This is a genomic window from Mesorhizobium sp. M7A.F.Ca.CA.002.15.2.1, assembly GCF_003998715.1.
Classification (GTDB): Bacteria; Pseudomonadota; Alphaproteobacteria; order Rhizobiales; family Rhizobiaceae; genus Mesorhizobium; species Mesorhizobium ciceri.
Map to the genome: position 1 here is coordinate 1 of NZ_RZPI01000004.1, position 23,629 is coordinate 23,629.

At 58.8% G+C, this 23,629-nt stretch carries 18 protein-coding genes and 3 pseudogenes; 20 read left to right on the forward strand and 1 reads right to left on the reverse strand.

Going from position 1 to position 23,629, the window contains the following annotated elements:
• The first annotated feature begins 835 nt into the window (after positions 1-835).
• From hisC to ENZ74_RS00585, 3 genes and pseudogenes are all read left to right on the forward strand, one after another.
• Entirely contained in the window at positions 836-1,966 is a 1,131-nt protein-coding gene (gene hisC, locus ENZ74_RS00575) for a histidinol-phosphate transaminase (protein WP_063169376.1), read from the forward strand.
• A 71-nt stretch (positions 1,967-2,037) separates the two neighbouring features.
• A complete protein-coding gene (locus ENZ74_RS00580; RefSeq protein WP_063169375.1) occupies positions 2,038-3,072 on the forward strand; it encodes an LLM class flavin-dependent oxidoreductase in 1,035 nt (344 codons plus the stop codon).
• A 254-nt stretch (positions 3,073-3,326) separates the two neighbouring features.
• A pseudogene (locus ENZ74_RS00585) lies at positions 3,327-4,529 on the forward strand (IS3 family transposase).
• Here the strand turns inward: ENZ74_RS00585 and ENZ74_RS00590 are convergent.
• Positions 4,524-4,665: pseudogene (locus ENZ74_RS00590) on the reverse strand (transposase); the annotation flags it as partial. The pseudogenes ENZ74_RS00585 and ENZ74_RS00590 sit on opposite strands and share 6 nt — an antisense overlap.
• Before the next feature lie 369 nt (positions 4,666-5,034).
• Between ENZ74_RS00590 and queC the strand changes: the two are divergent.
• From queC to ENZ74_RS00680, 17 genes and pseudogenes are all read left to right on the forward strand, one after another.
• Positions 5,035-5,733, forward strand: a complete 699-nt coding sequence (queC, locus tag ENZ74_RS00595; RefSeq protein ID WP_063170389.1) for a 7-cyano-7-deazaguanine synthase QueC — start codon at positions 5,035-5,037, stop codon at positions 5,731-5,733.
• Positions 5,733-6,089, forward strand: coding sequence for a 6-carboxytetrahydropterin synthase QueD (gene queD, locus ENZ74_RS00600; RefSeq protein WP_063169374.1), 357 nt, complete (start codon positions 5,733-5,735; stop codon positions 6,087-6,089). The genes queC and queD overlap by 1 nt, the downstream gene beginning before the upstream one ends.
• 5 nt (positions 6,090-6,094) lie before the next feature.
• Entirely contained in the window at positions 6,095-6,820 is a 726-nt protein-coding gene (gene queE, locus ENZ74_RS00605; RefSeq protein WP_164548811.1) for a 7-carboxy-7-deazaguanine synthase QueE, read from the forward strand.
• A 770-nt stretch (positions 6,821-7,590) separates the two neighbouring features.
• Positions 7,591-8,343 carry a carbonic anhydrase gene (locus ENZ74_RS00610; protein WP_063169372.1) on the forward strand — a complete coding sequence of 251 codons (753 nt, stop codon included), beginning with the start codon at positions 7,591-7,593 and terminating at the stop codon, positions 8,341-8,343.
• Between the two features lie 160 nt (positions 8,344-8,503).
• Positions 8,504-8,700, forward strand: a pseudogene (locus tag ENZ74_RS34890) (7-carboxy-7-deazaguanine synthase QueE); the annotation flags it as partial.
• A gap of 1,097 nt (positions 8,701-9,797) precedes the next feature.
• Positions 9,798-10,691, forward strand: coding sequence for a nitrogenase iron protein (nifH, locus tag ENZ74_RS00625; RefSeq protein ID WP_024505261.1), 894 nt, complete (start codon positions 9,798-9,800; stop codon positions 10,689-10,691).
• Positions 10,692-10,778: 87 nt separating this feature from the next.
• A complete protein-coding gene (gene nifD, locus ENZ74_RS00630) occupies positions 10,779-12,281 on the forward strand; it encodes a nitrogenase molybdenum-iron protein alpha chain (protein ID WP_024505262.1) in 1,503 nt (500 codons plus the stop codon).
• A gap of 129 nt (positions 12,282-12,410) precedes the next feature.
• The gene (gene nifK, locus ENZ74_RS00635; protein ID WP_024505263.1) at positions 12,411-13,952 is read left to right on the forward strand and encodes a nitrogenase molybdenum-iron protein subunit beta; all 1,542 of its coding nucleotides are present in this window, start codon (positions 12,411-12,413) and stop codon (positions 13,950-13,952) included.
• Between the two features lie 61 nt (positions 13,953-14,013).
• Positions 14,014-15,498, forward strand: coding sequence for a nitrogenase iron-molybdenum cofactor biosynthesis protein NifE (gene nifE / locus ENZ74_RS00640; RefSeq protein ID WP_024505264.1), 1,485 nt, complete (start codon positions 14,014-14,016; stop codon positions 15,496-15,498).
• A gap of 8 nt (positions 15,499-15,506) precedes the next feature.
• Positions 15,507-16,859 (forward strand): nitrogenase iron-molybdenum cofactor biosynthesis protein NifN, encoded by a 1,353-nt coding sequence (gene nifN / locus ENZ74_RS00645; RefSeq protein ID WP_024505265.1) that lies wholly within the window; start codon positions 15,507-15,509, stop codon positions 16,857-16,859.
• Entirely contained in the window at positions 16,856-17,353 is a 498-nt protein-coding gene (gene nifX, locus ENZ74_RS00650; protein WP_063169371.1) for a nitrogen fixation protein NifX, read from the forward strand. The genes nifN and nifX overlap by 4 nt, the downstream gene beginning before the upstream one ends.
• Positions 17,354-17,369: 16 nt before the next feature.
• Positions 17,370-17,849: a NifX-associated nitrogen fixation protein gene (locus ENZ74_RS00655; protein ID WP_024505267.1), complete on the forward strand. Its 480-nt coding sequence runs from the start codon at positions 17,370-17,372 to the stop codon at positions 17,847-17,849.
• Positions 17,850-17,956: 107 nt separating this feature from the next.
• The gene (locus ENZ74_RS00660; protein ID WP_224571202.1) at positions 17,957-18,661 is read left to right on the forward strand and encodes a response regulator transcription factor; all 705 of its coding nucleotides are present in this window, start codon (positions 17,957-17,959) and stop codon (positions 18,659-18,661) included.
• Between the two features lie 95 nt (positions 18,662-18,756).
• The gene (locus tag ENZ74_RS00665) at positions 18,757-19,629 is read left to right on the forward strand and encodes a universal stress protein (protein WP_063169369.1); all 873 of its coding nucleotides are present in this window, start codon (positions 18,757-18,759) and stop codon (positions 19,627-19,629) included.
• An 842-nt stretch (positions 19,630-20,471) separates the two neighbouring features.
• Complete coding sequence (locus tag ENZ74_RS00670; RefSeq protein WP_063169368.1) at positions 20,472-21,770, forward strand: SidA/IucD/PvdA family monooxygenase; 1,299 nt, start codon at positions 20,472-20,474, stop codon at positions 21,768-21,770.
• 13 nt (positions 21,771-21,783) lie between these two features.
• Complete coding sequence (locus ENZ74_RS00675) at positions 21,784-22,161, forward strand: hypothetical protein (RefSeq protein WP_024505270.1); 378 nt, start codon at positions 21,784-21,786, stop codon at positions 22,159-22,161.
• Positions 22,162-22,433: 272 nt separating this feature from the next.
• Positions 22,434-23,579, forward strand: coding sequence for a TlpA disulfide reductase family protein (locus tag ENZ74_RS00680; RefSeq protein WP_127312637.1), 1,146 nt, complete (start codon positions 22,434-22,436; stop codon positions 23,577-23,579).
• The last annotated feature ends 50 nt before the right edge of the window (positions 23,580-23,629 follow it).

Below are 23,629 nucleotides of genomic sequence, written 5' to 3' on the forward strand. Positions count from 1 at the left end.
ACGCAGCGGGGTGAGACGGGCATTCTTGTGGATGTTCATTCGGACCCTCCGATGGATGCTGAAGCGTGGTAACTCCAGTCTCCTCGGTCCGGTCCGAATGGACAACCTCTCGAAAGCTCACACCTAGTGCCGGCAGTGGCACCGCTGTTGTCCGTCGACAGGTCCCGCGCTTGCTCGGTGCGACCAACAACCTTAAGCGCTAGGGCGTAACCTGACCCTGCAAGATCTCCTCACCGACTATAAGGTGCGCCTCACGATCTGAGACGATGGGACAGGATGGCTAAGGAGGTGCGCCGTCTTGCATGCCCCGCCAGCGAGGCGAACCCTCTCGGCTACGCGCGCCACCAGCGACGCTCCATATCGTCAGGCCTGCGTCTCATGCTCAGATGAGCCGGTATTTGGCTCTCTCATCAGCAAACCGAGAGAGCCCATGCCAAGACGGAAGCAAGCAAGACGAACGAGCGTCAGAGATATCCTGCGCCTGACCCATAAACAGGGCAGTCCGGTGGGCCAAGGTGGCAGAGCAACTGAGGTTCGGCAAGACTTCGGCTTCCACCTATCTGCGGGCGCTGGAGACGGGCTGTCGTGCAGGCCCTGCATGCGGCTTTGAGGACGATGCGATGTTGAAACACCGTCTGTTGCGCCGAATCGGCCGTCGGCCAAACGTTGGGTCGTCATCAGGTTCTCGACAGCTTCCCGGTGTCAAATCCAAACCGTGGTCGGCGATCCCCACCAGGGTGGGAAGGCAGCGCTGATATAGCCGAACGTCGATCAAGTCACGATCAACGATTGCCTCATGTCACATGCCCTGCGGGACTGAAAAACGGAGAAGAACATGTGCGATGCAAAACTGAAGACCGTGCTTTCGCTTTTTTCGCCGGTGGCCAGCAAATTAGATGCTCTCTCGTCCAACGGACCAGCGACGGATGCAAACTGCGTTAAGCTAAATACGAACGAGAACCCGTTTCCGTTGCCGAAGAGCGTAATGCAAAGTGCAATTGCTGCGATCGAACACCAGTATCTTTATCCGGAAGACGACAATCTCAGCTTAAGGGCAGCTGCCTCCGATGCTTACGGATTTTCCAAAGATCAGGTGATTGCCGGCAACGGTTCGTCGGAGCTGCTCGGACTCATCTACAGAGCTTTCCTCGCCCCAGGAGATAGAGTGGCAATGCTGTCGCCCGGATTTTCGTTCAACCGTAAACTTGCCATGTTGCAGGGTGCCGAGTTTCTCGAAATCGCATCGAGCGAAGCTCATCCCCTGCCGATAGAAAAACTGCTGTCCGGCCCCGCAAAAGACGCGAAGTTCATTCTGTTGGCTAATCCGAACAATCCGACCGGAACATTCGTGCCGGTGGCCGAAATCGAACGCCTTGTGGAGCAAGCAGATCGCTTGGTCGTCTTGGATGAGGCCTACGTTGACTTCGCACCCGACAATGCCCTGCGCCTCGTCAATAGACATCCGAATCTTTTGATCTTGAGGACTTTTTCAAAGAGCTATGCTGCCGCTGGCGTGCGAGTCGGCTTCGGTTTCGGTCACCCAGAAATCATTGGCAGGCTGCGCAACATCCAGAATGTCTTCAACATGAACGTGATCGGGCAGGCGGTCGGGAAAAGCATTCTTGCGCATCGCCACGCCTACGAAGAGAACCACAGGCACATCAAGCATGAACGACAGCGAGTGACCCTGGCGCTGTTGCAACTTGGCTTTTCCGTAACACCCTCCCACGCAAACTTTTTGCTGGCCCGTGTGCCGGCGGGACAGGAGGGCTCATGCTGGCAAGCCGCGTTGAAAGAGCAGGCGATCCTCATCGCCAGCTTTCCTGACGTAGATTTGAAGAACTGTATTCGCGTCAGCATTGGCACCACAGAGCAGATGGACAAATTCCTTGCTGCCGCCGAACGCGTCTGTATGAACTTTAAGAAGGATCGCGGTGCTCACAAGCATGAAGTCGATTCACATTAAGCATCAAGTAATGATATGTCGTGAGCTATGATGATTAGCGAATAAATATAGGTAATTTGGAGAACAATTAATTGAAGAAAATTTCCGCTTCGGGCCTGACCTTCGGCATCTTCGATCATCTGGACGAAAACGGCGATGACATCGCACAACAATATGCAGATCGGCTGAGCCTAGCAGAAGCGTGCGATGGCTATGGCTTTTATGCGTATCATCTCGCCGAGCACCACTGTACGCCGCATGGCAGAGGTCCATCACCGAATTTGTTCTTAGCGAGCGTCGCCCAGCGAACCCGCAGTCTTCGTGTTGGTCCCATGGTAATGCTACTTGCGCTCTATCATCCGCTGCGTGCCTTCGAGGAGATCTGCATGCTTGATCAGTTGAGCGGCGGCAGGCTTGAACTCGGCATAGGGCGCGGCTCTGCTCCCACTGAATTGGGATACTTCGGGGTTGCTGTAGAAGCAGCACCAGAACAGTATGCGGAGGCCAGTGAGATTCTCATCAATGCGATGAAAGGCGGGACGCTTTCTTATCAGGGCCGCCACTTTGAGTTGAAAGATGTTCCGCTGACGTTGAGACCTCACCAATATCCCCGTCCGCCGACATGGATCGCCACCAATCGACCCGAGCCGGCTAGCTGGGCCGCTGCGAATGGGGCAAACATCGCCTGCGTCGGACCTTCCACTTCTGTTCGCAGCGTTACCGACGCGTTCCGCGCCGCCCGAATTCACGATGCTGACATTGGCCAGCAAGCGCCATTTCTTGGATTGCTCCGAATGGTGGTGATAGGGCGTTCTGAAACAGATGCGTATTTGCTCGCAGCACCTGCCTATGAACGATGGCTCAATAGCTTCAAATTTCTATACGAACTAAATGCCATTTCCACTCCACCAAACTTGCCTTTGAACTTCGATGCAGCAATTGAAAGTGAATTGTGCGTCGTGGGAACGGCAGATTCTGTCCGAAAAGCTCTCCTTGATCAGCTGGAAGAGGCAGGTGCTAATTATCTTCTGTGTCAACTGGCATTTGGGGATTTGCCGCTGGATGCCTCACTATACACCGCATCGGCCATTGGATCCGAAATCATGGCTCGAGTTGCCGCATCGTGAATCCGTCGTGTGATTGGAGGAGCAGCGGCAGCGCTGCTCCTCATTGCGAAACGGTTGTGGGGGCCGGACTCCTGTGTCAGGTGTAAACCATTGGAGCACGTCCTATCTGATCCAGGTCATATCCTGCGGCTTTGAAGTAGTTGGCACATTCGGCTGGGGTGAAGAGGTCGACGACCGCGCCGAGGCGTCCTGACCTTGCCCCTCTGATCTAATCCGGTTTGAAGTTCGTTCTGGCCCATCCAGAGGACCAGGACATGAAACGCAGCCGCTTCTCTGAAGAGCAGATCATCGGAATTTTGAAGAAACACGAGGCCGGGGTATCGGTTGGCGATCTGTGCCGCAAGCACGGGGTCAGCGACGCCTCGATCTACAATTGGAAGGCCCGCTTCGGCGGGATGGATGTCACCGAGGCTCGGCGACCTGAAGGCGCTGGAGGACGAGAACACGCGCCTGAAGCGGCTTTTGGCCGACGCCATGCTCGACAATGCCGCGTTGAAGGACCTTGTGGGAAAGAAATGGTGACGCCCGCCGCCAAGCGGAAAGCTGTCGCTCGCCTGAAGGAAGGCTTCGGGATGAGCGAACGGCGGGCGTGTAAAGCCATCGGCTGTTGCCGCATGACGGTTCGCTACCAGACCAGCAGGCCGGACGACCGCGAGGTTCGCGAGCGGATGAAGGCCGATCGCGCAGGAGCGTCGCCGGTTCGGCTACCGGCGTCTTCTCGTGATGCTGAGGCGGGAGGGCCTGGTCGTGAACCACAAGAAGCTGTTCCGGCTCTATCGGGAGGAGAAGCTCGCCGTCGCCGCCGTGGCGGCCGCAAGCGGGCGATCGGGACCAGGGCGCCGATGCTGGTGCCGCTGAGGCCCGACGAGCGCTGGTCGCTCGACTTCGTATCGGACCAGCTCACCGACGGGCGCCGCTTCCGCATCCTGGCCGTCGTCGACGACTGCACGAGAGAGTGCCTCGCACTCATCGTTGATACGTCTCTCTCGGGCATGCGGGTTGCCCGCGAATTGGACGGCTCATCACCGAGCGGGGCCGGCCCAGGATGATCGTCAGCGACAATGGCAGCGAGTTCACCTCGAACGCCATCCTCTCCTGGGCGGATCAGAACCGCGTCGAATGGCATTACATTGCGCCCGGCAAGCCGATGCAGAATGGCTTCATCGAGAGCTTCAACGGCCGACTGCGCGATGAACTGCTCAACGAGACGCTGTTCACCTCGCTGGCTCAGGCGCGCGTAGCCATCGCCCTGTGGCACGCCGACTACAACACCGCGCGGCCGCACTCCCCCCTGGCAGACCCCGGCCAAGTTCGCCAGCACCTTCAATCCGCGACGGTCGCTCGCGCTGCGCTATGCCAAAGGCTCCGCGCCAGCGCCCGTCGCTTCACCCGCCCAGCAGGGCACAACCCACGCCGGAAACGAACTCAAAACTGCTGGGGCAACGTCAGTCCCATAGAGCCTTGATGGTTATCTCGGCCTTTGCTCGCAGCAGCGCCTTAGGTTGGGCGAAGGCGTTCTCAATCGGATTGAAGTCGGGACTGTAGGGCGGCAGTTAGAGCAGGCTCGCCTGCGGCCTCAATCGCGCCGCGCAGGGTTCTCCAGGCGGATGTCGCCAATGTCAAATTTGCTGGCATCCATGTCGCCCTCGCCAACCGCACAAGCGAAGGCCAGAAAGCCAACATGTGTTCTGCGGCTTAATTAAGAGTCAGCCGATGTCGGCCGAACATCACCTTGTCTCGAAGTCGACGATCGGACAGCAGGTTGCGAAAGTTGGCGCGATGCGAAACAAACTGCTGAAGCGCTCAACTTTTATTGATCACGCGTGTTGGACGCGACGCACTCCCGTTCCAATCGGGCTGAGCGCAAATTCTCCCGGTTCACAAAACTGAGTCGCTGGAGTAGTGGGGGCGCAGAGAAATCTCCGGTCGCAGCCTTACCCGGTCAAAACAAGGATACCAATGATGAAGACTCTCGCCGTCTGCTCTGGCGGATTGGACTCCGTTTCCCTTGCTCACATGGTGGCAGCGGAGCACGAACTCACCGGCCTTCTATCTTTCGACTATGGCCAACGGCACAGGAAGGAATTGGGCTTCGCCGCTCTTTGCGCGCAGCGACTGAAGGTCCCGCACCAGATCATCGACATCGGCGAAATTGGCCGTGGCCTTTCCGGCTCAGCGCTGACTAGCAGTATCGACGTGCCGGACGGCCACTACGCCGAAGACACGATGAAGATTACGGTGGTGCCGAACCGCAATGCCATCATGTTGGCAATCGCCTTCGGTCTCGCCGCCGCCCACAGCGCCGAAGCGGTGGCGGCGGCCGTGCATGGTGGGGACCATTTCATCTATCCCGATTGCCGTCCGGCCTTCATTGAAGCTTTCCAGACAATGCAAGACCGCGCGCTCGACGGCTATGCGCAGATACGCCTCTATGCACCGTATGTGAATCTCGGAAAAGCTGACATTGTTGCGGATGGCGCAAGATACGGCACCCCGTTTGCTGAGACCTGGTCCTGTTACAAGGGCGGCGTGCGTCACTGCGGACGATGCGGGACCTGCGTCGAGCGGCGCGAAGCGTTCCATCTCGCCGGGCACGCTGATCCCACCGACTACGAGGACGCCGATTTCTGGCTTGAGGCGCTGCGCAGGAGGCGCGCGTAATGTTCCACATCAGCAAGGAATTCCACTTCTCGGCCTCGCATCAGCTCACCTCCTTGCCTCCCAACCATCAATGCGCGCGCCTGCACGGGCATAACTATGTCGTCGTAGTGGAGCTGTCGGCCAAGGAACTGGACGCCCACGGCTTCGTGCGCGACTATCACGATCTGGCGCCGCTCAAACGCTACATTGACGAGAGCTTCGACCATCGGCACCTCAACGACGTGCTGGGACATGAGAAGGTCACGGCGGAATGCCTGGCCAGACATTTCTATGAATGGTGCAAGGCACGTCTGCCGCAGACCGCGGCCGTGCGCGTTAGCGAAACACCGAAAACTTGGGCGGAATACCGTCCGTGACCGACATGCATCCCGCAATCCGTGTGAGCGAGATATTCGGGCCGACTATCCAGGGCGAGGGCGTGCTCATCGGCTTGCCGACGGTGTTCATCAGAACCGGCGGATGTGATTATCGCTGTTCATGGTGCGACAGCCTTCACGCGGTGGACAATCAGTATCGCCATGAATGGCTACCGATGCCGATCGATGCCGTGTGGCAAACCGTCCATGCGCTTTCCGGCGGCAGGCCGGTTATGGTCTCCTTGTCAGGCGGCAACCCGGCCATTCAGCCGTTCGGTCCCCTCATAGAACGAGGCCATCGCGAGGGCTATCGTTTTGCACTGGAAACGCAGGGTTCCGTGGTGAGGGAGTGGTTTGCGGATCTTGACGTGCTGACCCTTAGCCCAAAGCCGCCGTCCAGCGAGATGACGACCCGTTGGGCTGCGTTTGATGCATGCCTCGAAGCGGCGCAAGAGAAGCCGCAAATCGTGCTCAAGCTCGTCGTTTTCGACGAGAGTGACTATGCCTACGCCAAAGAAGTCGCGGCGAGATATCCGCACCTTCCGATCTATCTGCAACCCGGCAATCACACGCCGCCGCTCCCTGGCAGTGAAGACGCCTCTGTCGACTTGGACGGAATAATGATGCGAATGGAATGGCTTGTCGAAAGGGTGACTAGCGACAGGTGGTTCGAAGCCCGCGTGTTGCCGCAGCTGCACGTTCTGCTTTGGGGTAACAAGAGGGCGGTCTAGTCTGTGGCTTGCGTCGCACCGGAAGGCCGGGCTCCAACGGCTTGGCAGGCTCTCTTCGCGTGCCGAGTACAGCCGAGCTTTGTTCGCGTCAGCGGTCTCGCGATTGTGCGGCTGGAAACCGCCCGGACACCCCGCTGCCGGCGTGTGTCACCTTGACTCCGATGAGCTGTCGTCACGCAAAGTTGAAATCCGCAAGAACTGGCCTTCTCGCCCCACCTGCTCCGTCGCAAGCACGTCATCCCCTCATCCTTGTCCAGCTCTTATCGATGTATCTCATTGTCCGGCCTGACGCACGACTGTCAGCATGGGAATGCATCCATTGCGCAAATGCCTTCCATAAAGAAGATCGATTTCCTCATTGGCCCAACGTGAAATATAGCAACGTTTTCGTGGCGTGGGTCGGCTGCGTCGGGAGTAGCGATGAAAACGTATTGGGGTCGCCTGCGTCTCCTTGGGCAGCGAGTGTAAAGTATAGCGATGCGGCCTCCGGCGCGAACGGCAGCCGCGCAGTGATCACCTTCGCCTGTGCCTTTGCGGCGGGGGTCAAGCGCTGGTCTGCTAAAATTTTTTATCGTTTAGCTGGTTGAAACTGCCCCCGTTGCGGGCTGCAGAAGCCGGCCAGCCGAGAAACGGCAGCCGCACTTATGAAAGCACGCCAAGGCGTGCGGGCATCTATCAGTTGCAAAGGACAATACTGGCCGCGCCGATTGGCCATCACGCGTCCATTAGGGCAGCCACCAACATCAGTTCGCAAGAGGAGCAAAAGTAATATGTATCGTCGTCACCTGATCAAAGGGTTGGTTGCGCTCGGCGCATGCCGGATTTGCGTTCAAGCCGCCCAAGCGACCAGTGCCCATTGGGGGTACACCGGTCCGGTCGGACCGGAGCACTGGGCTGATCTGGATAAGGAAAATTTCGTATGCTCTGCCGGCACGCAGCAATCGCCGATCAATATCAACAGCGCGGTCAAGGCGGATATCCCGCATATCGCCATCGGCTGGCACAAGGGCGGCGGCAATATGGTGAACAACGGCCACACCATTCAAATCAATATGCCACAAGGCAGCACGCTGACCCGCGGCGATCGTGTCTACGAACTGGTACAGTTCCATTTCCATGCGCCAAGCGAACATCACGTGGCGGGCAAGAGCTTCCCGATGGAGGTGCATTTCGTTCACAAGGACACGCAAAGTGGTACTCTGGGCGTGCTGGGCGTCTTTTTAACGCCCGGCGCGACAAATGCCAGCTTTGCTGCCCTTGCTGCGGCCTTTCCCGAACTGCCGAATGGGGAGGTGACGATCGACGAGGTGAATCCCAACTGGCTTCTGCCAGCCTCGCTTGGCTATTGGACTTATGAGGGCTCACTGACGACGCCGCCGTGCACCGAAAACGTCGAGTGGATGGTGGCGATGGAACCGGTTGACGTTGATCCGGCAGACATCCAGCGATTTGCCTCACTCTACCCGTCGAACGCGCGCCCTATTCATTCACCCAATCGACGCTTCATCCTGCGCCAGAGTTGAGCGCCGCCCCAGCGGTTCCGCACGGTCCAACATTCTTGGCACAAGTTGGCGCGAAGCCTCCTCTTCCGGTCTGGCGGTCTGACGGCGCTCCCCAAGCTGGCTAGTCTAAATGATAGGGATTCGGTGCCGACACCACTCGTCCCAAATACGTCGCGGCGAGGTTTGTCTGCAACCCGGCAATCACACGCCGCCCCGCCGTGGTAATGAAGACGTCTCTGTCGAGTCCGACGGAATATGATGCGCATGGAACCGCTGGTAGAAAAGGTGACCAGCGACAGGTGGTTCGAAGCCCGCGTCTTGCCGCAGCTGCACGTTCTACTCTGGGGTAACAAGAGGGTAGTGTATACCTTCTCCTAGCTTCGCCGCCAACTACTCGGTTTTCCGAATTGCTCTCTATATTCTTGAAGACGATGCGTTCGTTAAAGACATGTGCTGCGCACCTGGTGTAAAAGCTGCTCTCATCATGCAGAGGTCAAGCCAGTCGGGCTCATCCGAGGCTATGGCCGTGAGCACTGTTCAGTTCGGCAGAGAGGGCGCTTTTGTACACACTTTGCGATCGTGGCGGCCCCGTGGGCAGATCTGCAAGCTGCCGCGACACTAACCTCTCGAAGCCCGCCCGCCCGCCTTTCGTGCAGCTTCCTCTGAACAAAACCACCGCTCGCCCTTCAATAGGTTGATGCGTGTCTCCCAGTAAGATTCCTGTCCAAGAACGTGATAATCTTCTTGCCAGTGTTGTAGCTGATGTTGCCCTTGATGCCGCAGCCTACCGCGGCGGGACCAAACTCAATGGCAAGCAGGCCGGCTAGGATCGTGCAGCCAGTCGCGAGCCTCGCCCACAACGGGGTCTCACGCGCATGAGGGCGCCGACCATGGGTTCGGCGGTTCATACGCGTATAACACGTATCTTTCTGAAAAAATCAATGCTCTCGGCTAAGCTACTGAATTATTTGGCTTCCATATAGCGCGTCGGCGGAACCAACTTGTAGACGGGCTATGAAAGGTTAAGCGCGGATGTCTATCGGCCGCCGGCGTTCCCGCTCTGTAAGCCTGCCTGAACTACCCGCGCCGCGGTCAAGCCCCAGGCTCCTGCTCATCCAGCGACCGCCCGATCAATGGCAGGCTGGAAAGACAAGAGCCGATGTCTTCCGATGGTCTCGCCATCAGCTTTGGGCTAACTTCCCCATTCTCCCGCTTCGAGCTCGACACACGGCGGTTTGGATGGCGCACGACAATCTGTGTCGGCTTTGTCGTGTCCGTGACAGACGCCTGAAAGGCCCGTTCGCGCGTTTTGCCGCCGTCTAAGCGGCTGGAATTTAATGACAAAGTTTCTTCTGGGATCGGCCGATCACGCTGGTACGCTTTTTGCGATGCTTGGTGTGAGGCGGCACGAGCTGCCTATCGGCACTTGTGTCGCGGGCAGTCGCGATAATTAGAACGAAGGAAGGAAAGCTATTATGTCAGGTCTGCGTCAGATCGCCTTTTACGGAAAAGGCGGCATCGGCAAGTCCACCACGTCCCAAAATACGCTCGCTGCCCTTGTCGACCTCGGGCAGAGAATCCTCATCGTAGGATGCGACCCCAAAGCCGATTCCACACGCTTGATCCTGAATTCGAAAGCTCAGGATACCGTCCTGGATCTCGCCGCACAGGAAGGCTCGGTGGAAGACCTCGAACTCCAGGACGTGCTCAAGGTGGGCTACAGAGGCATCAAGTGCGTGGAGTCCGGCGGCCCCGAGCCGGGTGTCGGTTGCGCCGGCCGCGGCGTCATCACCTCGATCAATTTCCTCGAGGAGAATGGCGCTTATGACGATGTCGATTATGTCTCCTATGACGTCCTCGGCGACGTGGTATGCGGCGGCTTCGCCATGCCGATCCGCGAAGGCAAGGCCCAGGAGATCTATATCGTCATGTCCGGCGAGATGATGGCGCTCTATGCCGCCAACAACATCGCCAAGGGCATCCTCAAATATGCCCATTCGGGCGGTGTGCGGCTGGGCGGGCTGATCTGCAATGAACGTCAAACCGACCGCGAACTCGATCTGGCCGAAGCACTGGCTGGCCGATTGAATTCCAAGCTCATCCACTTCGTGCCCCGCGACAACATCGTCCAACATGCCGAACTCAGGAAGATGTCGGTGATCCAGTACGCGCCGGACTCAAAGCAGGCAGGGGAATACCGCGCTCTGGCCGAGAAGATCCACGCCAATTCGGGCCAGGGTACGATCCCGACGCCGATCACCATGGAGGAGCTGGAGGAGATGCTGCTCGACTTCGGCATCATGAAGACCGACGAGCAGATGCTTGCCGAGCTTCACTCCAAGGAAGCGGCGAAGGCGGCGGCCCAGTAGTGACATTAGCGCTGCCATGAATCGGCGCGCCTTGCAGAGAACGGCGCCTATTCTTTGAGGCGTCACCCAACCTTGAAAGGGGGACTCATGAGCCGGGAATACGAGAATGACGGTGCTCTTCATGCGAAGCTTATCGAAGAGGTGCTGTCGCATTATCCCGACAAGGCGGCGAAGCGCCGCAAGAAGCACCTCAACGTCGCAAAGAGCGGCAACGAGGCTGGCGGGGAAAGCGAGGTCCTTTCCGAATGCGACGTCAAATCGAACATCAAGTCCATTCCCGGGGTGATGACGATTCGCGGCTGTGCATATGCTGGTTCGAAAGGCGTGGTGTGGGGGCCAGTCAAGGATATGGTCCATATCTCGCACGGCCCGGTCGGCTGCGGCCAATATTCTTGGTCGCAGCGCCGCAACTACTACGTCGGTACAACGGGCGTCGACACGTTCGGGACAATGCAGTTCACCTCCGATTTCCAGGAGAAGGACATCGTCTTCGGCGGCGACAAGAAGCTGGAACAGATCATTGACGAGATTGAAGTCTTGTTTCCGCTCAACAACGGCATCACCGTGCAGTCCGAATGCCCTATCGGCCTGATTGGCGATGACACCGAGGCCGTTTCTCGCAAAAAGACCAAGGAGTATGACAAGACGATCGTGCCGGTACGCTGCGAGGGCTTCCGCGGCGTCTCGCAGTCGCTTGGCCACCACATCGCCAATGATGCAATCCGGGATTGGGTCTTCGACAAAAAGGATGTCAAGTTCGAGGCCGGCCCCTACGACGTCAACGTCATCGGCGACTACAATATCGGCGGCGATGCCTGGGCCTCGCGCATACTGCTTGAGGAGATAGGGCTGCGCGTGGTTGGCAACTGGTCGGGTGACGCCACACTCGCAGAGATCGAGCGCGCCCCGAAGGCTAAGCTCAATCTTATCCACTGCTACCGGTCGATGAATTACATCTGTCGGCATATGGAGGAAAAGTATGGCGTCGCCTGGATGGAGTACAATTTCTTCGGTCCCTCCCAGATCGAAGCCTCTCTGCGCAACATAGCCAAGCATTTTGGGCCGGAAATCGAGGAGAAGACCGAAAAGGTCATTGCCAAGTACAGGCCGCTTGTTGATGCGGTCATCGCCAAGTACCTGTCGCGCCTGGAAGGAAATACCGTGATGCTCTATGTCGGCGGCCTGCGCCCCCGCCACGTCGTCACGGCCTACGAGGACCTCGGCATGGTCATCGTGGGCACCGGCTATGAATTCGCCCACAGCGACGACTATCAGCGCACCGGCCACTACGTGAAGAACGGCACGCTGATCTACGATGACGTGACCGGCTATGAGTTGGAGAAATTCATCGAAGGGATTCGCCCAAATCTGGTCGGCTCGGGAATCAAAGAAAAATACCCGGTGCAGAAGATGGGCATACCGTTCCGCCAGATGCATTCCTGGGATTATTCAGGCCCGTATCACGGCTACGACGGCTTTGCCATTTTCGCACGTGATGTGGATCTCGCCATTAACAACCCGGTCTGGGACCTATTCCACGCGCCTTGGAAAAGAAGCCGGGGCGATGAGCGGGCGATGGCTGCCGAATAAACATTTGCTTCAGCCCCAGTCTCCCACTGAGACGGTGAACTCCCGCGGCCTCTGATCCGCCGGAGCCTGGAACGTCTTGACGTCCTGAGCTGCCGTCCCGCGCAGCCAGATGCAAAAGAGGTAATCATCATGCCGCAGTCGGCTGAAAAAATTCTCGATCACGCTCCCCTGTTCCGCGAGCCGGAATACAGAAAGATGCTCGCTGAGAAGAAGCTAAACTTCGAATGTCCGCACCCCGATGAAATCGTTTCCGATCAGCGCGATTTCACCCAGACGTGGGAATACCGCGAAAAGAACCTCGCCCGCAAAGCGCTTGTCGTGAACCCGGCCAAGGCCTGCCAGCCGCTGGGTGCGGTATTCGCTGCCGCCGGCTTCGAGCGAACCATGTCCTTCGTCCACGGCAGCCAAGGTTGCGTCGCCTATTACCGCTCGCACCTGTCGCGCCATTTCAAGGAGCCTGCCGCGGCGGTCTCCTCCTCAATGACCGAGGATGCGGCGGTGTTTGGCGGCCTGAAGAACATGGTCGACGGGCTCGCCAACACCTACCAGCTCTACGACCCCAAGATGATTGCCGTGTCGACGACCTGTATGGCAGAGGTCATTGGCGACGACCTGCACAGCTTCATCCAGAACGCCAAGGACGAAGATTCAGTCCCGCGCGACTTCGACGTGCCCTTTGCCCACACCCCGGCCTTCGTTGGCAGTCATGTCGACGGCTATGACAACATGGTCAAAGGCATTTTGGAGCACTTCTGGAAAGGTCAGGAGCGTACGCAAATCGAAGGAACCATCAACATCATTCCGGGCTTCGACGGCTTCTGCGTCGGCAACAACCGGGAGCTCAAGCGCCTGCTCGATGTAATGGGCGTGTCCTATACATTGATCCAGGATGCCTCTGACCAGTTCGATACGCCTTCGGACGGTGAATACCGCATGTATGACGGGGGCACGAAGATCAACGAGGTGAAGAAGGCCCTCAACGCCGAGGCAACGCTTTCGCTGCAGCATCACAACACCCGAAAGACACTGGGCTATTGCGAGGAGGTCGGGCAGGCGACGGCCTCGTTCCACTATCCGCTCGGCGTTCAGGCGACGGACGAATTCCTGATGGAGGTCGCGGCGATTTCCGGCAAGGAGATTCCCGAGGCAATTCGCCTCGAGCGCGGCCGACTGGTAGACGCCATGGCGGACAGCCAATCCTGGCTGCATGGTAAGAAATACGCCATCTACGGTGATCCCGACTTCGTTCACGCAATGGCCCGCTTTGTCATGGAGACCGGCGGCGAGCCAACCCATTGCCTCGCCACCAATGGCACCTCGGCATGGGAAGCCGATTTGAAGAAGCTGCTAGCATCCTCGCCTTTCGGCAAGGCTGCCCAGGTTTGGGCGGGCAAGGACCTGTGGGCGCTGCGCTCGCTGCTCTTTACCGAGCCGGTGGACCTTTTGATCGGCAATTCCTACGGCAAGTACCTGGAGCGCGACACCGGAACGCCGCTGATCCGGCTGATGTTTCCGATCTTCGATCGGCACCATCATCACCGCTTTGCGCTCTTTGGCTACCAGGGCGCGTTGCGCGTGCTGACGACGATCCTCGACAAGATCTTCGACAAACTCGATCGCGAGACGAGCGAGACGGGTGTGACGGATTATTCCTATGACCTCACGCGCTAAGAGCCGTGGCCGGCTTTTCGCCGAGGCCATTCCTTGCCCAATGGACTGGGGAGGCTGAGCGATGTCCTCCCTCAGCGCCAAAATCAAGGACGCCTTCGATGAGCCCGCCTGCGATAAGAACCGTGGCAAAGATGCCAAGGCGCGCAAGGAGGGCTGCTCGAAGTCGCTGACACCAGGGGCGGCAGCCGGCGGCTGCGCCTTTGACGGAGCCAAGATCGTCCTGCAGCCGATCACCGACGTTGCGCATCTGGTCCATGCGCCGCTCGCCTGCGAGGGCAATTCTTGGGACAACCGTGGTGCGGTTTCGTCAGGGCCGACCTTGTGGCGGACAAGCTTCACGACCGACCTCACCGAACTCGACCTGGTGATGGGGCAGGGCGAGCGGAAACTCTTCAAGGCGATCCGCGAGATCAAGCACACATACGCGCCGCCGGCGATCTTCGTCTACTCAACTTGCGTAACGGCGCTGATCGGTGACGACATCGAGGCCGTGTGCAAACGCGCCACGGAAAAGTTCGGTTTGGCCGTGGTGCCGATCAATGCGCCTGGCCTGGCAGGCTCCAAGAACCTCGGCAACAAGCTCGCCGCCGAGGCGTTGCTCGATCATGTCATCGGCACGGTCGAACCCGACGACCCCGGGCCCTACGACATCAACATCCTTGGCGAATTCAACCTCTCGGGCGAATTCTGGCTTGTAAAGCCGCTCCTCGATCGGCTCGGCATCCGGGTGCGCGCCTGCATTCCCGGCGATGCGCGTTACCGCGACATTGCTTCCGCGCACCGCGCCCGGGCGGCAATGATCGTGTGCTCGACCGCGCTGATCAGTCTTGCCCGCAAGATGGAGGAGCGCTGGGACATCCCGTTCTTCGAGGGCTCCTTCTATGGCATCTCCGACACATCGCAAGCTCTTCGCAACCTTGTCAGGCTGCTGGTGAGGAAGGGCGCCGATCCGGAGATCCTCGAGCGCACGGAGACGCTGATCGCGCAGCAGGAGGCGATCGCGTGGAAGAAACTCGAATCCTACCGGCAAAGGCTCCAAGGCAAGCGCGTGCTGCTCAACACAGGCGGTGTGAAGTCCTGGTCGGTTGTCCGTGCGCTGATGGAGATCGGAATCGAGATCGTCGGCACCTCGGTCAAGAAATCTACGGTGCAGGACAAGGAGCGCATCAAACAAGTTCTCAAGCACGACAAGCATATGTTCGAATACATGGCTGCGCGCGAGCTGTACGCCATGCTCTCTGAACACAGGGCCGATATCATGCTGTCGGGCGGTCGCACGCAATTCATTGCGCTCAAGGCCAAGACGCCCTGGCTCGATATCAACCAGGAGCGCCAGCACCCTTATGCCGGCTATGCCGGCATGGTGGAACTCGTACGCCAGATCGACCTCGCCATTCACAATCCGGTCTGGTCTCAGGTGCGCCAGCCGGCCCCGTGGGATTGCCAGCCTGATCTAAAAGACGAACTGCCATGCACGAAGAAGGAGTCCGGGCACCTGTTCGATGAATTCGCCGGCGCGACGGCACACGAGTTCAGCGAGTGTTGAGGCGACCGATGGCCCGCATCCTTCCCCAGACCAAATCCGCGGCGGTGAACCCGCTGAAGTCGTCGCAGCCGCTGGGTGCCGCCTTTGCCTTTCTTGGGGTCGACGGCGCGATGCCGCTGTTCCACGGCAGCCAGGGATGCACAAGCTTCGCGCTCGTGCTCTTCGTACGGCACTTCAAAGAAACGATTCCATTGCAGACAACAGCGATGGATGAGGTGGCGACCATCCTCGGCGCTGCCGACCATCTTGAAGAAGCCATCCTCAACCTCAAGAACCGCACGAAGCCAAAGCTGATCGGGGTGTGCACGACCGCGCTGGTGGAGACGCGTGGCGAAGATTGCGCGAGTGATATTGCGAACATCAAGCTGAAGCACACGCAAGAGCTTGCGGGTACGGAGGTCGTGCTGGCCAACACGCCGGATTTTGACGGCGCGATCGAAGAGGGCTGGGCCAAGGCAGTCACCGCAATGATCAAAGGGATTACAGGCTCGGGCGAACGTGCGCGGCAGCCGAAGAAGATCGCGATCCTGCCCGGATGCAACCTCACTGTCGCCGACATCGAGCATATGCGTGACATGGTTGAAAGCTTTGGGCTCAAGCCGGTTATTCTGCCCGACATTTCAGGCTCGCTCGACGGTACGGTTCCTGACCGCTGGGTAGCGACCACATACGGCGGCACCAGCGTCGAAGACATTCGCGAGTTGGGCACGGCCATGCAATGCATCGCCATCGGTGAGCACATGCGCCGCCCGGCGAAAGCGCTGCACGGGTTGACCGGCGTGCCTTACGTGTTGTTCCAGTCACTGACTGGGCTGCAGGACACGGACCGCTTCGTGTCGCTGCTGTCTGCGATTTCGGGCGCGGCGGTACCGGCCCGCGTGCGCCGGCGCCGGGCGCAATTGCAGGACGCGATGCTCGACGGACATTTCCATTTCGGCGGCAAGAAAATTGCCATCGCTGCCGAACCAGACCAGCTGTTCCAACTTGCGACCTTCTTTGCTGGCCTCGGCTCCGAGATAGCCGCGGCCGTCACAACGACCGACAGGTCTAAAATTCTCGAGAAAGTCCCGGCGGTTTCGGTTCAGATCGGCGATCTCGGCGATCTGGAAAGTCTTGCCGTCGGTGCTGACCTGCTTGTCACGCATTCGCACGGGCGCCAAGCATCGGAGCGGCTCCGAATTCCGCTCATGCGCATCGGGTTCCCGGTCTTCGATCGACTAGGCAGCCAGCACAAGCTCGCAATTCTCTATCAGGGCACCCGCGACATGATCTTCGAGGTCGCCAGCATCTTCCAGGCCAACCAACACGCGCCCACTCCTGAGGCGCTTGATCCACTCCGTAATCGAGAAATATCACGATGAACGCTGTTCGCCGCCTCTCGCTGGTCAGTAGTGAGGTTTTCGCCCCGATGCCTGAACGACGTAAGGGCGCATTGCGCGTTGCGATCGCCACTCAGGACATGCAGGACCTCAACGCCCATTTCGGGTCGGCCAGGCGCTTTGCTGTCTACGACGTGACGCGCGAGGAATGGAATCTCGTAGAAGCCGTGGCCTTCGATGACGTGTCCGATGAAAGCGGGGAGCATCGGGCCGAGCGCGATGATCGCATCACGCCAAAGGTGGATGCGCTCAAGGGCTGTCAGATCCTGTTTTGTCTGGCAATTGGCGGCCCTTCGGCAGCCAAGCTTGTCGCGGCAAAAATCCACCCGATCAAAGTGGCGGAGCCCCAATCGATCCCACAGGTGCTCTTGCGCACGCAGATGATGCTCAGGACGTGTCCTCCGCCTTGGCTGCGCAAGGTGCTGGCGCGAGCGGGCATTGCCGAAAAGAAACCGTCCTTCGAGGACGAGGACTGAAAAGAGGAGGACGCCAATGCCTGACCCCGCAATCCCCCCAGCTGTCGCCGAAGACGAGGCGGCTCTTTGCACCCCGTTCGTCAAATGCCTCGTGCGGCTGATCCGTTCTCAGGATTCCTATGGCTCGTGGGAACGCAAAGCGGACGCTGAGCTGCTGGGCGACTTCATCATTACCAAGGAACAGCGCCGAGGGATCCCAATCATCGGAGATCCCGATCCCGACGTGCTGTGGAGGCTCGACAAGTACTACGCCGCCATCGGGCTTGCGATCGAGGAGCGCTGCGGCCTTATGGCATCGCCGATGATCCAGGTGAGCCATGAGGGTTTTGGTCGGGTGCTTTTCACGACCGGACGGCTGGTCGTTTTGTCCAAAACGCTGCGCGATGTCCACCGGTTTGGCTTCGAGACGCTCCTGAAGCTCGCCACGGCCGGTACGAAGCTGGTCGACGATGCGATTTCAGTCATCGAAACCTTTCCCCACGTGGCGCTGGCATGATGGGCGCGATTTTCGAGAAAGGCCATCATGACGGACCCGAGAAACTATGTTGGCCAGTCCCCTCGATCCAGGGACTCGAGGCCGACCAGGTTGTTGGGGTATCGCCGATGAAGAAGCCGCTGGTCCTGATCTGCTCGCAAGATGCCGAGTTCTATCTGCTCTACAGCCACATACTGGAGGTTGACGGTTTCAGCAGTGAGACGGCAGACGGCGCGAAGGCTGCGCTGGCCTTGGCCGAACAACGGGAGCTTCAGGCCGTAGTGCTGGATTGCGACCCAGCCAGCATAAACGGGTCCGCAATTTGCGCCCACCTCAAGCGGGAACCGCGCACCACCGACCTGCCTATCATCGCCCTGATCGCGCCTGGCGCCGAGCACCAGCACCTCGATCTCTTGAAGGCAGGCGTTGAGAGCTTTGTGCGGCCGGTGGCTCCGGCCAAGCTGCTCGACTGCCTGCGGGCGAGGCTCGGGCTGACCAAGCGTGGTCCGAACGGGGTTGAAAACGACAGTTGGATTTGTTGTGGAGGCCTGGAGATGAAGCTCGATGCCCATCGGGTTCGCGGTAATGGCCACGACATCCATCTCGGACGGATCGATTTCAACGTGCTGCGGCTTATGATTGAGGCCCCCGGCAAGGTCTTCAGCCGGGACGAGCTTATCGGGGCGGCCTGGCTGCCCAACATTCATGTCGGTGCACGCACCGTCGATGTCCATATCAGCCGAATCAGGAGGGCGCTGAAAACGGCCTTGCCCGGCAGCGTCATTCGCACCGTCAGGTCGGCCGGCTACTCGCTCGAGAAGCCGGACGACTGAAATCGGTGATCGAACGTGGTGCCGCTCTCTCTTCCTCCTGAGAGCGGTGTTGCCGCTTTGAGGCGCTCCTAACGAAGACCAGGAGAAGCAGGCAAATGGAATTTAAAAGCATATTCAGTGTGACGGGTGCTGATCATTCTGATGAGGACCTCACAACAGCTGCCGGACTGTGTGCCGAGGTCGGCGCGCACCTATCGGTACTCATTATACCGCCTCCATTGCTCTTGATGTCGTCTCCGCCCCCCGAATGGAATACAGGACGTGCACAGGCAATTGCAGTACCGAACTATCGATTTCAGCAAATCGAGAAATTTTCACAGGACGTGACCAGAATGGAAAGACGGTCCGCGGATATCCTCAAAAGGCTGAAAGCTATGTCGCTTTCCTGTGACGTTGACACCGACTATTGCGATCCGGCTAGCCTCGGTGAAGTGGCACGACAGCGGGCGCTCTGCGCTGACCTGACGATCGTTGGAGGAGACCTCCTCAACGATGAGACTCTCGGACCTCCTGTTGTCAACGGCTGCTTGTTCGATAGCGGAAAGCCGGTGCTCATCGTGCCGAAGGGCGTTAAGGCGACGCTGTCGCCTCGACGCGTGCTGGTCGGCTGGGATTCGCGTGTAGAGGCCTCGCGTGCGGTTCGGGAAGCTCTTAGTATCCTATCCGCTGCCAAGGAAGTCTGTGTCGCTATGGTCGATCCAAAGGCGCAAAACAACGGGAAAGGCGCGCAGTCTGGAGCTGACATCGCTGCCTATCTTACTCGGCACGGTGCTCGGGTCTCCGTTGACCTGCTTAAGAGCGCCGGCAAATCGGCGGGCACAGTGCTGACCCAGCACGCGAACGACATCTGTGCTGACATGATGGTTATGGGTGCTTATGGCAGCCGTGGGCTGCGTGAGCGGATTTTCGGCGGTCCGCCGAGCTGGAGCTTTGGGAAGACCACATTGCCGCTGTTTTTGGCTCGCTGATCAGCTCCGTAGGAACACCGATCAGGTCGTAGGACCGCCAACCAGTCCGAAGTCGTCGTCGGTTACCGGTCGGATTGCGGAGACATGGCTGGATCCGCGAACATCTTGCGACGCTTGTCAGAGCCAAACCGGACGCCTCGACTGCTTCACGACGCTCTCGTGAACCAACTCGTGCGAGATCGTCCGCAACGGGCAGTAAAGACGAACGGCTGCAGCAGACCGCAGCCAAGCCACAGGGCGGGTGTACCAGGAGACCCCGCCTCGTGCGCGAACCCTGTTGGAAGGCCCCTTATCAGTACCCGGACGCGCGTCAAATCGGCGGCTGTCCCTGTCAGCCTGCGGTGTGCAAGGGCCGCTGCCGCGGAGCTTCCCCTGCCCGATCGTCGGGCGTGCGACAATGTCGGATTCCAGACGAGCTGGAACTGCGCGAACTCGTTGGTTTGACAGGTCTTTATCCGGCACGCCGCATGCATGGGAGTCTCCGAAAGCATTAAGAGCCGTTATCCATGGTTACGCCCCTCGAAAGAAAGAGCCGCTTCCGTCGTGGCAGGGAAACAGCCACTCCTGGGGTGGAGGCCGGCGCTAGAAGCCGCCGTAAGATCCGGAAGAGCCGCGCGACAGCATCACACACTTTCCTTCTGCTCTTGGGTTCGGATCACGCCGCGCCGCTGTCGATGCCGCCGACATTGAGCCCAAGACCTGGAAGGCGGCACACGCTTTTGCTGTCCTCTCAGTCGGGACCGCGGCTCAAGCATGCCTGTGAGGTTCGCATTGCTCAATGCCCGGCAATCGACGTCAACATGCCGCTGAGTTGGAAAACACTCCTAGAGGAGTAAGGATAAGTGGACCTCTTTTGTATTGGTGTGGGTGCTGGACCATCTAATTTGAGCCTTGCGTGTCAGATACAGGAAGAGATTGCGCAAGGGGCACTGTTCCTGGACCGGGAGGTCGATTTCCGAGGACATCCAGGCAGCGCTTTCGATTGCGCGGAGCTCCAGGTCGGCCACTTCCAGGATCTGGTTACTCTGGTCAATCCGCGATCAGCCTACACATTCGTAAACTACCTCCACGAGAACGGGCGTCTTTACAATTTCCTCAATGCGCAATTTCACGGGGTGCTTAGAGCCGAGTTCGCCCAATATCTCAACTGGGCGTTCCAGAAGAATCCGCTTGTCCGTGGCGGCGAGGCCGTTCGCGAAATCCGCTTTGACGGCGAGTTTCGCGTGCGGACGGACAACGCGGTCCTTGATGCAAGAAACCTCGTCATCGACATAGGCAAGCAGGCGCAAATTCCGCCTCAGTTTCATGGCTGGACTGGACCCAACCTGTTCCACTCATCTGAGTTGGCCCACATCAATCCTGAGGTGCAAAAAAAGCATGTCTGCGTTGTTGGCGGCGGACAGTCGGGAGCCGAGCTGCTACTGCACCTTGTCGGCCGGCCGAAAGAACGGCGGCCCGCGGCGATCACATGGGTCTTGACGCGCGAGATGCCTTTCGACGACCACGCGTTCACAAACGGGCTGTTCACGCCATGCTTCTCGGATCGTTTTGCTGCGATGAGCGAGGTGCATCGACAGCTGTTCCTGCGGCGTTTCGCGCTTGCCTCCGAGGGCATTTCAGAAAGCAAGTTGCGCGCGGTCTATCAGGCGCTCTACCACCACGCCTTTCTCGAGCCACACCAATGCGAGATCACATTGCGGCCAAGTTGCAACGTGTCGCGCTGCATCAATGCCGGAGCAGGGCACAGGCTCACGCTGCAACGCGGCTTGGACAACATCGGAGAAGTAACCGCCGATATCGTCATCCTGGCCACCGGGTACGAGAAACCGCTGCCGGGTTTCCTAGAACCGATCGCAGATCGCCTCGAACAGATCGGCAATGAGCTCGCCATCGGCGAGGATTTTTCGGTGTACTGGGACGGACCGCGAGACCGACGCCTTTTCGTTCAGAACGCCTGCCTTGGACAGCGCGGGCTGGCTGATCCGAACTTTGGGCTGCTGGCCTGGCGAGCGCGCCGCATCCTTGACAGCCTTCTGCGGCGCGCGCCATGCGCCAATCCCGAGCATCTAGGGTTCATCAACCGTCCCTTGACGGAGTGCTGGCCCGACCTCGGAGTCGAACAAATGGGCAGCGGGATATGATTCGTCGATATTGATGATCGGCGGTGGCATTCAGGAAAGATTTCCGCCTCTGGCGGCAAAAGCGGGACGAGCAATATTCCTACGGCGTCAGATCGCTCTGCTCGCGCTTGAGCAAGGTAGCGTCGCGCGACTCCTGCTTGGCGTGAAACAGCAAAGGGCATTCAATCACGATGCAGCTTTACGTGCTGTCGGGCTCAACGCCACGTGGATCGAGCCCAACGCCGCCGTTGGCAACCGCGACGCGAATTATGACGCCGGGCCACATGCGGCGGTGGCTGCAAGGGTACCGAGCCTCTCCCGCACTTTCGACCCCATCGCCGAAGTGCGACTACTCCAGGACGCCGAAGCCGGTCTTATCGCCAGCGGGCCAGCCAAACTCTCACCTTCCTAAACGGCAGCCGCTAAGGTGAGCCGTCGAAAGCCGACATTCAGGTTAACGTCAGCTGGCCGTGTTAGGGCTCGCTTATTCAAGGCGGTACCGGCGCTTGCCGAAGCTAAGAAGGGTTGGCATGCCCTTTGCCGTGCTTGATGTGCGGCAACACGGTGAGAGCTCCGCTGAAGCAAGCGAGAGGGAGCAATGCCCTCGAGACCGTGTCCGATTTTGACTGGAAAATATTCCGCGACAAAAGAGACGAAAGGTGTGGAATGACTTTGGACACCAAGATGGAACTGCGTATGGGGTCCCCGGCTCCTGCGCTGAAAGTGGAGAACTGGCTGCGTGGCGAGCCCCTCACGAGCCTTCGGCCCGGCAAGGTCTACCTCGTTGAGTTTTGGGCGACTTGGTGCGGACCATGTGTCCACGCCATGCCCCATTTGATCGAACTGCAGGAGAAATATAAAGACAGCGGATTTGAGATTATCGGAGTCGCAGCTTGCGAAAAGGCTGCAACCGCGGACGAAGCGCGGACCAACGTGGATGCCTGGCTGACCGAGAAGTTCCCGAATCTGAATTATCGGACAGCGTTCGATTGCACTGGCGAAATGAAAAAGCTCTGGCTGGAACCCAGCTCTTCGTTCGGGATTCCCACCTCGTTCGTGGTCGACCGCGACGGCCACATCGCTTATATCGGCCACCCGGCACCTCTCGATGACGTTTTGCCGAAAGTCCTTAACGGCAGCTGGCGCAGCAGCTATGAAGCGAAAGCCGTCGATGCAAAGCGAATCTCGCGTGTGCGCGAATCGTCGCTGAGTCAGCCGATATACGCCAAACTTGGGCCGGCGATGCAGGACGAGGATTGGGCAGCGGCACTATTGGCCATCGAAGAAGGCCTCGCCGTGATGCCAGACTCTTTTGATTTTCGGCGGGTTCATGCGGATATTCTGCTTCACAAGCTGCGCGACATCAAGACCGGCATGCCGGTCATGCGAGAATTGGTCGAGGACGCGATCGACAAAACGTCCGACGCGATGTCTTGGGTGGTGATGGCGCTGAACCAACTCTTCGATCCCACGATGGACAATTCCCATCTTCCGCATGATGATCGCTTTGCGATGGGCAAGGAGCTCTCCGAACAGATCCTGGAACTTAATCCTCCGCAAGGCGATGGAGACTTTAAATTCGGGTGTTACTTTCCGGTCGCTCAGTATTATTACGAGAGCGGCAACAAGGACCGGGCGATCGAGTTGATCGAGGTGGCAATCAAATCGCTGGACCATTCGGAGCCAGTGCCGGACCAAACCAAACAGCGCTACCTCACCTCGTTGCTCCAAGCCCTGGCCAACTACACGGGTGAGCCTGCCTGTCACGCGGGTCTCTGTGTGGCTCCGCAAAACAAGACTTCCGAAACTCAAAACGCTGTCACTTCCTGAGCAAGGATCGCGAAGGGCATGACAATTGGAATTGAACACCGGCAAATCCG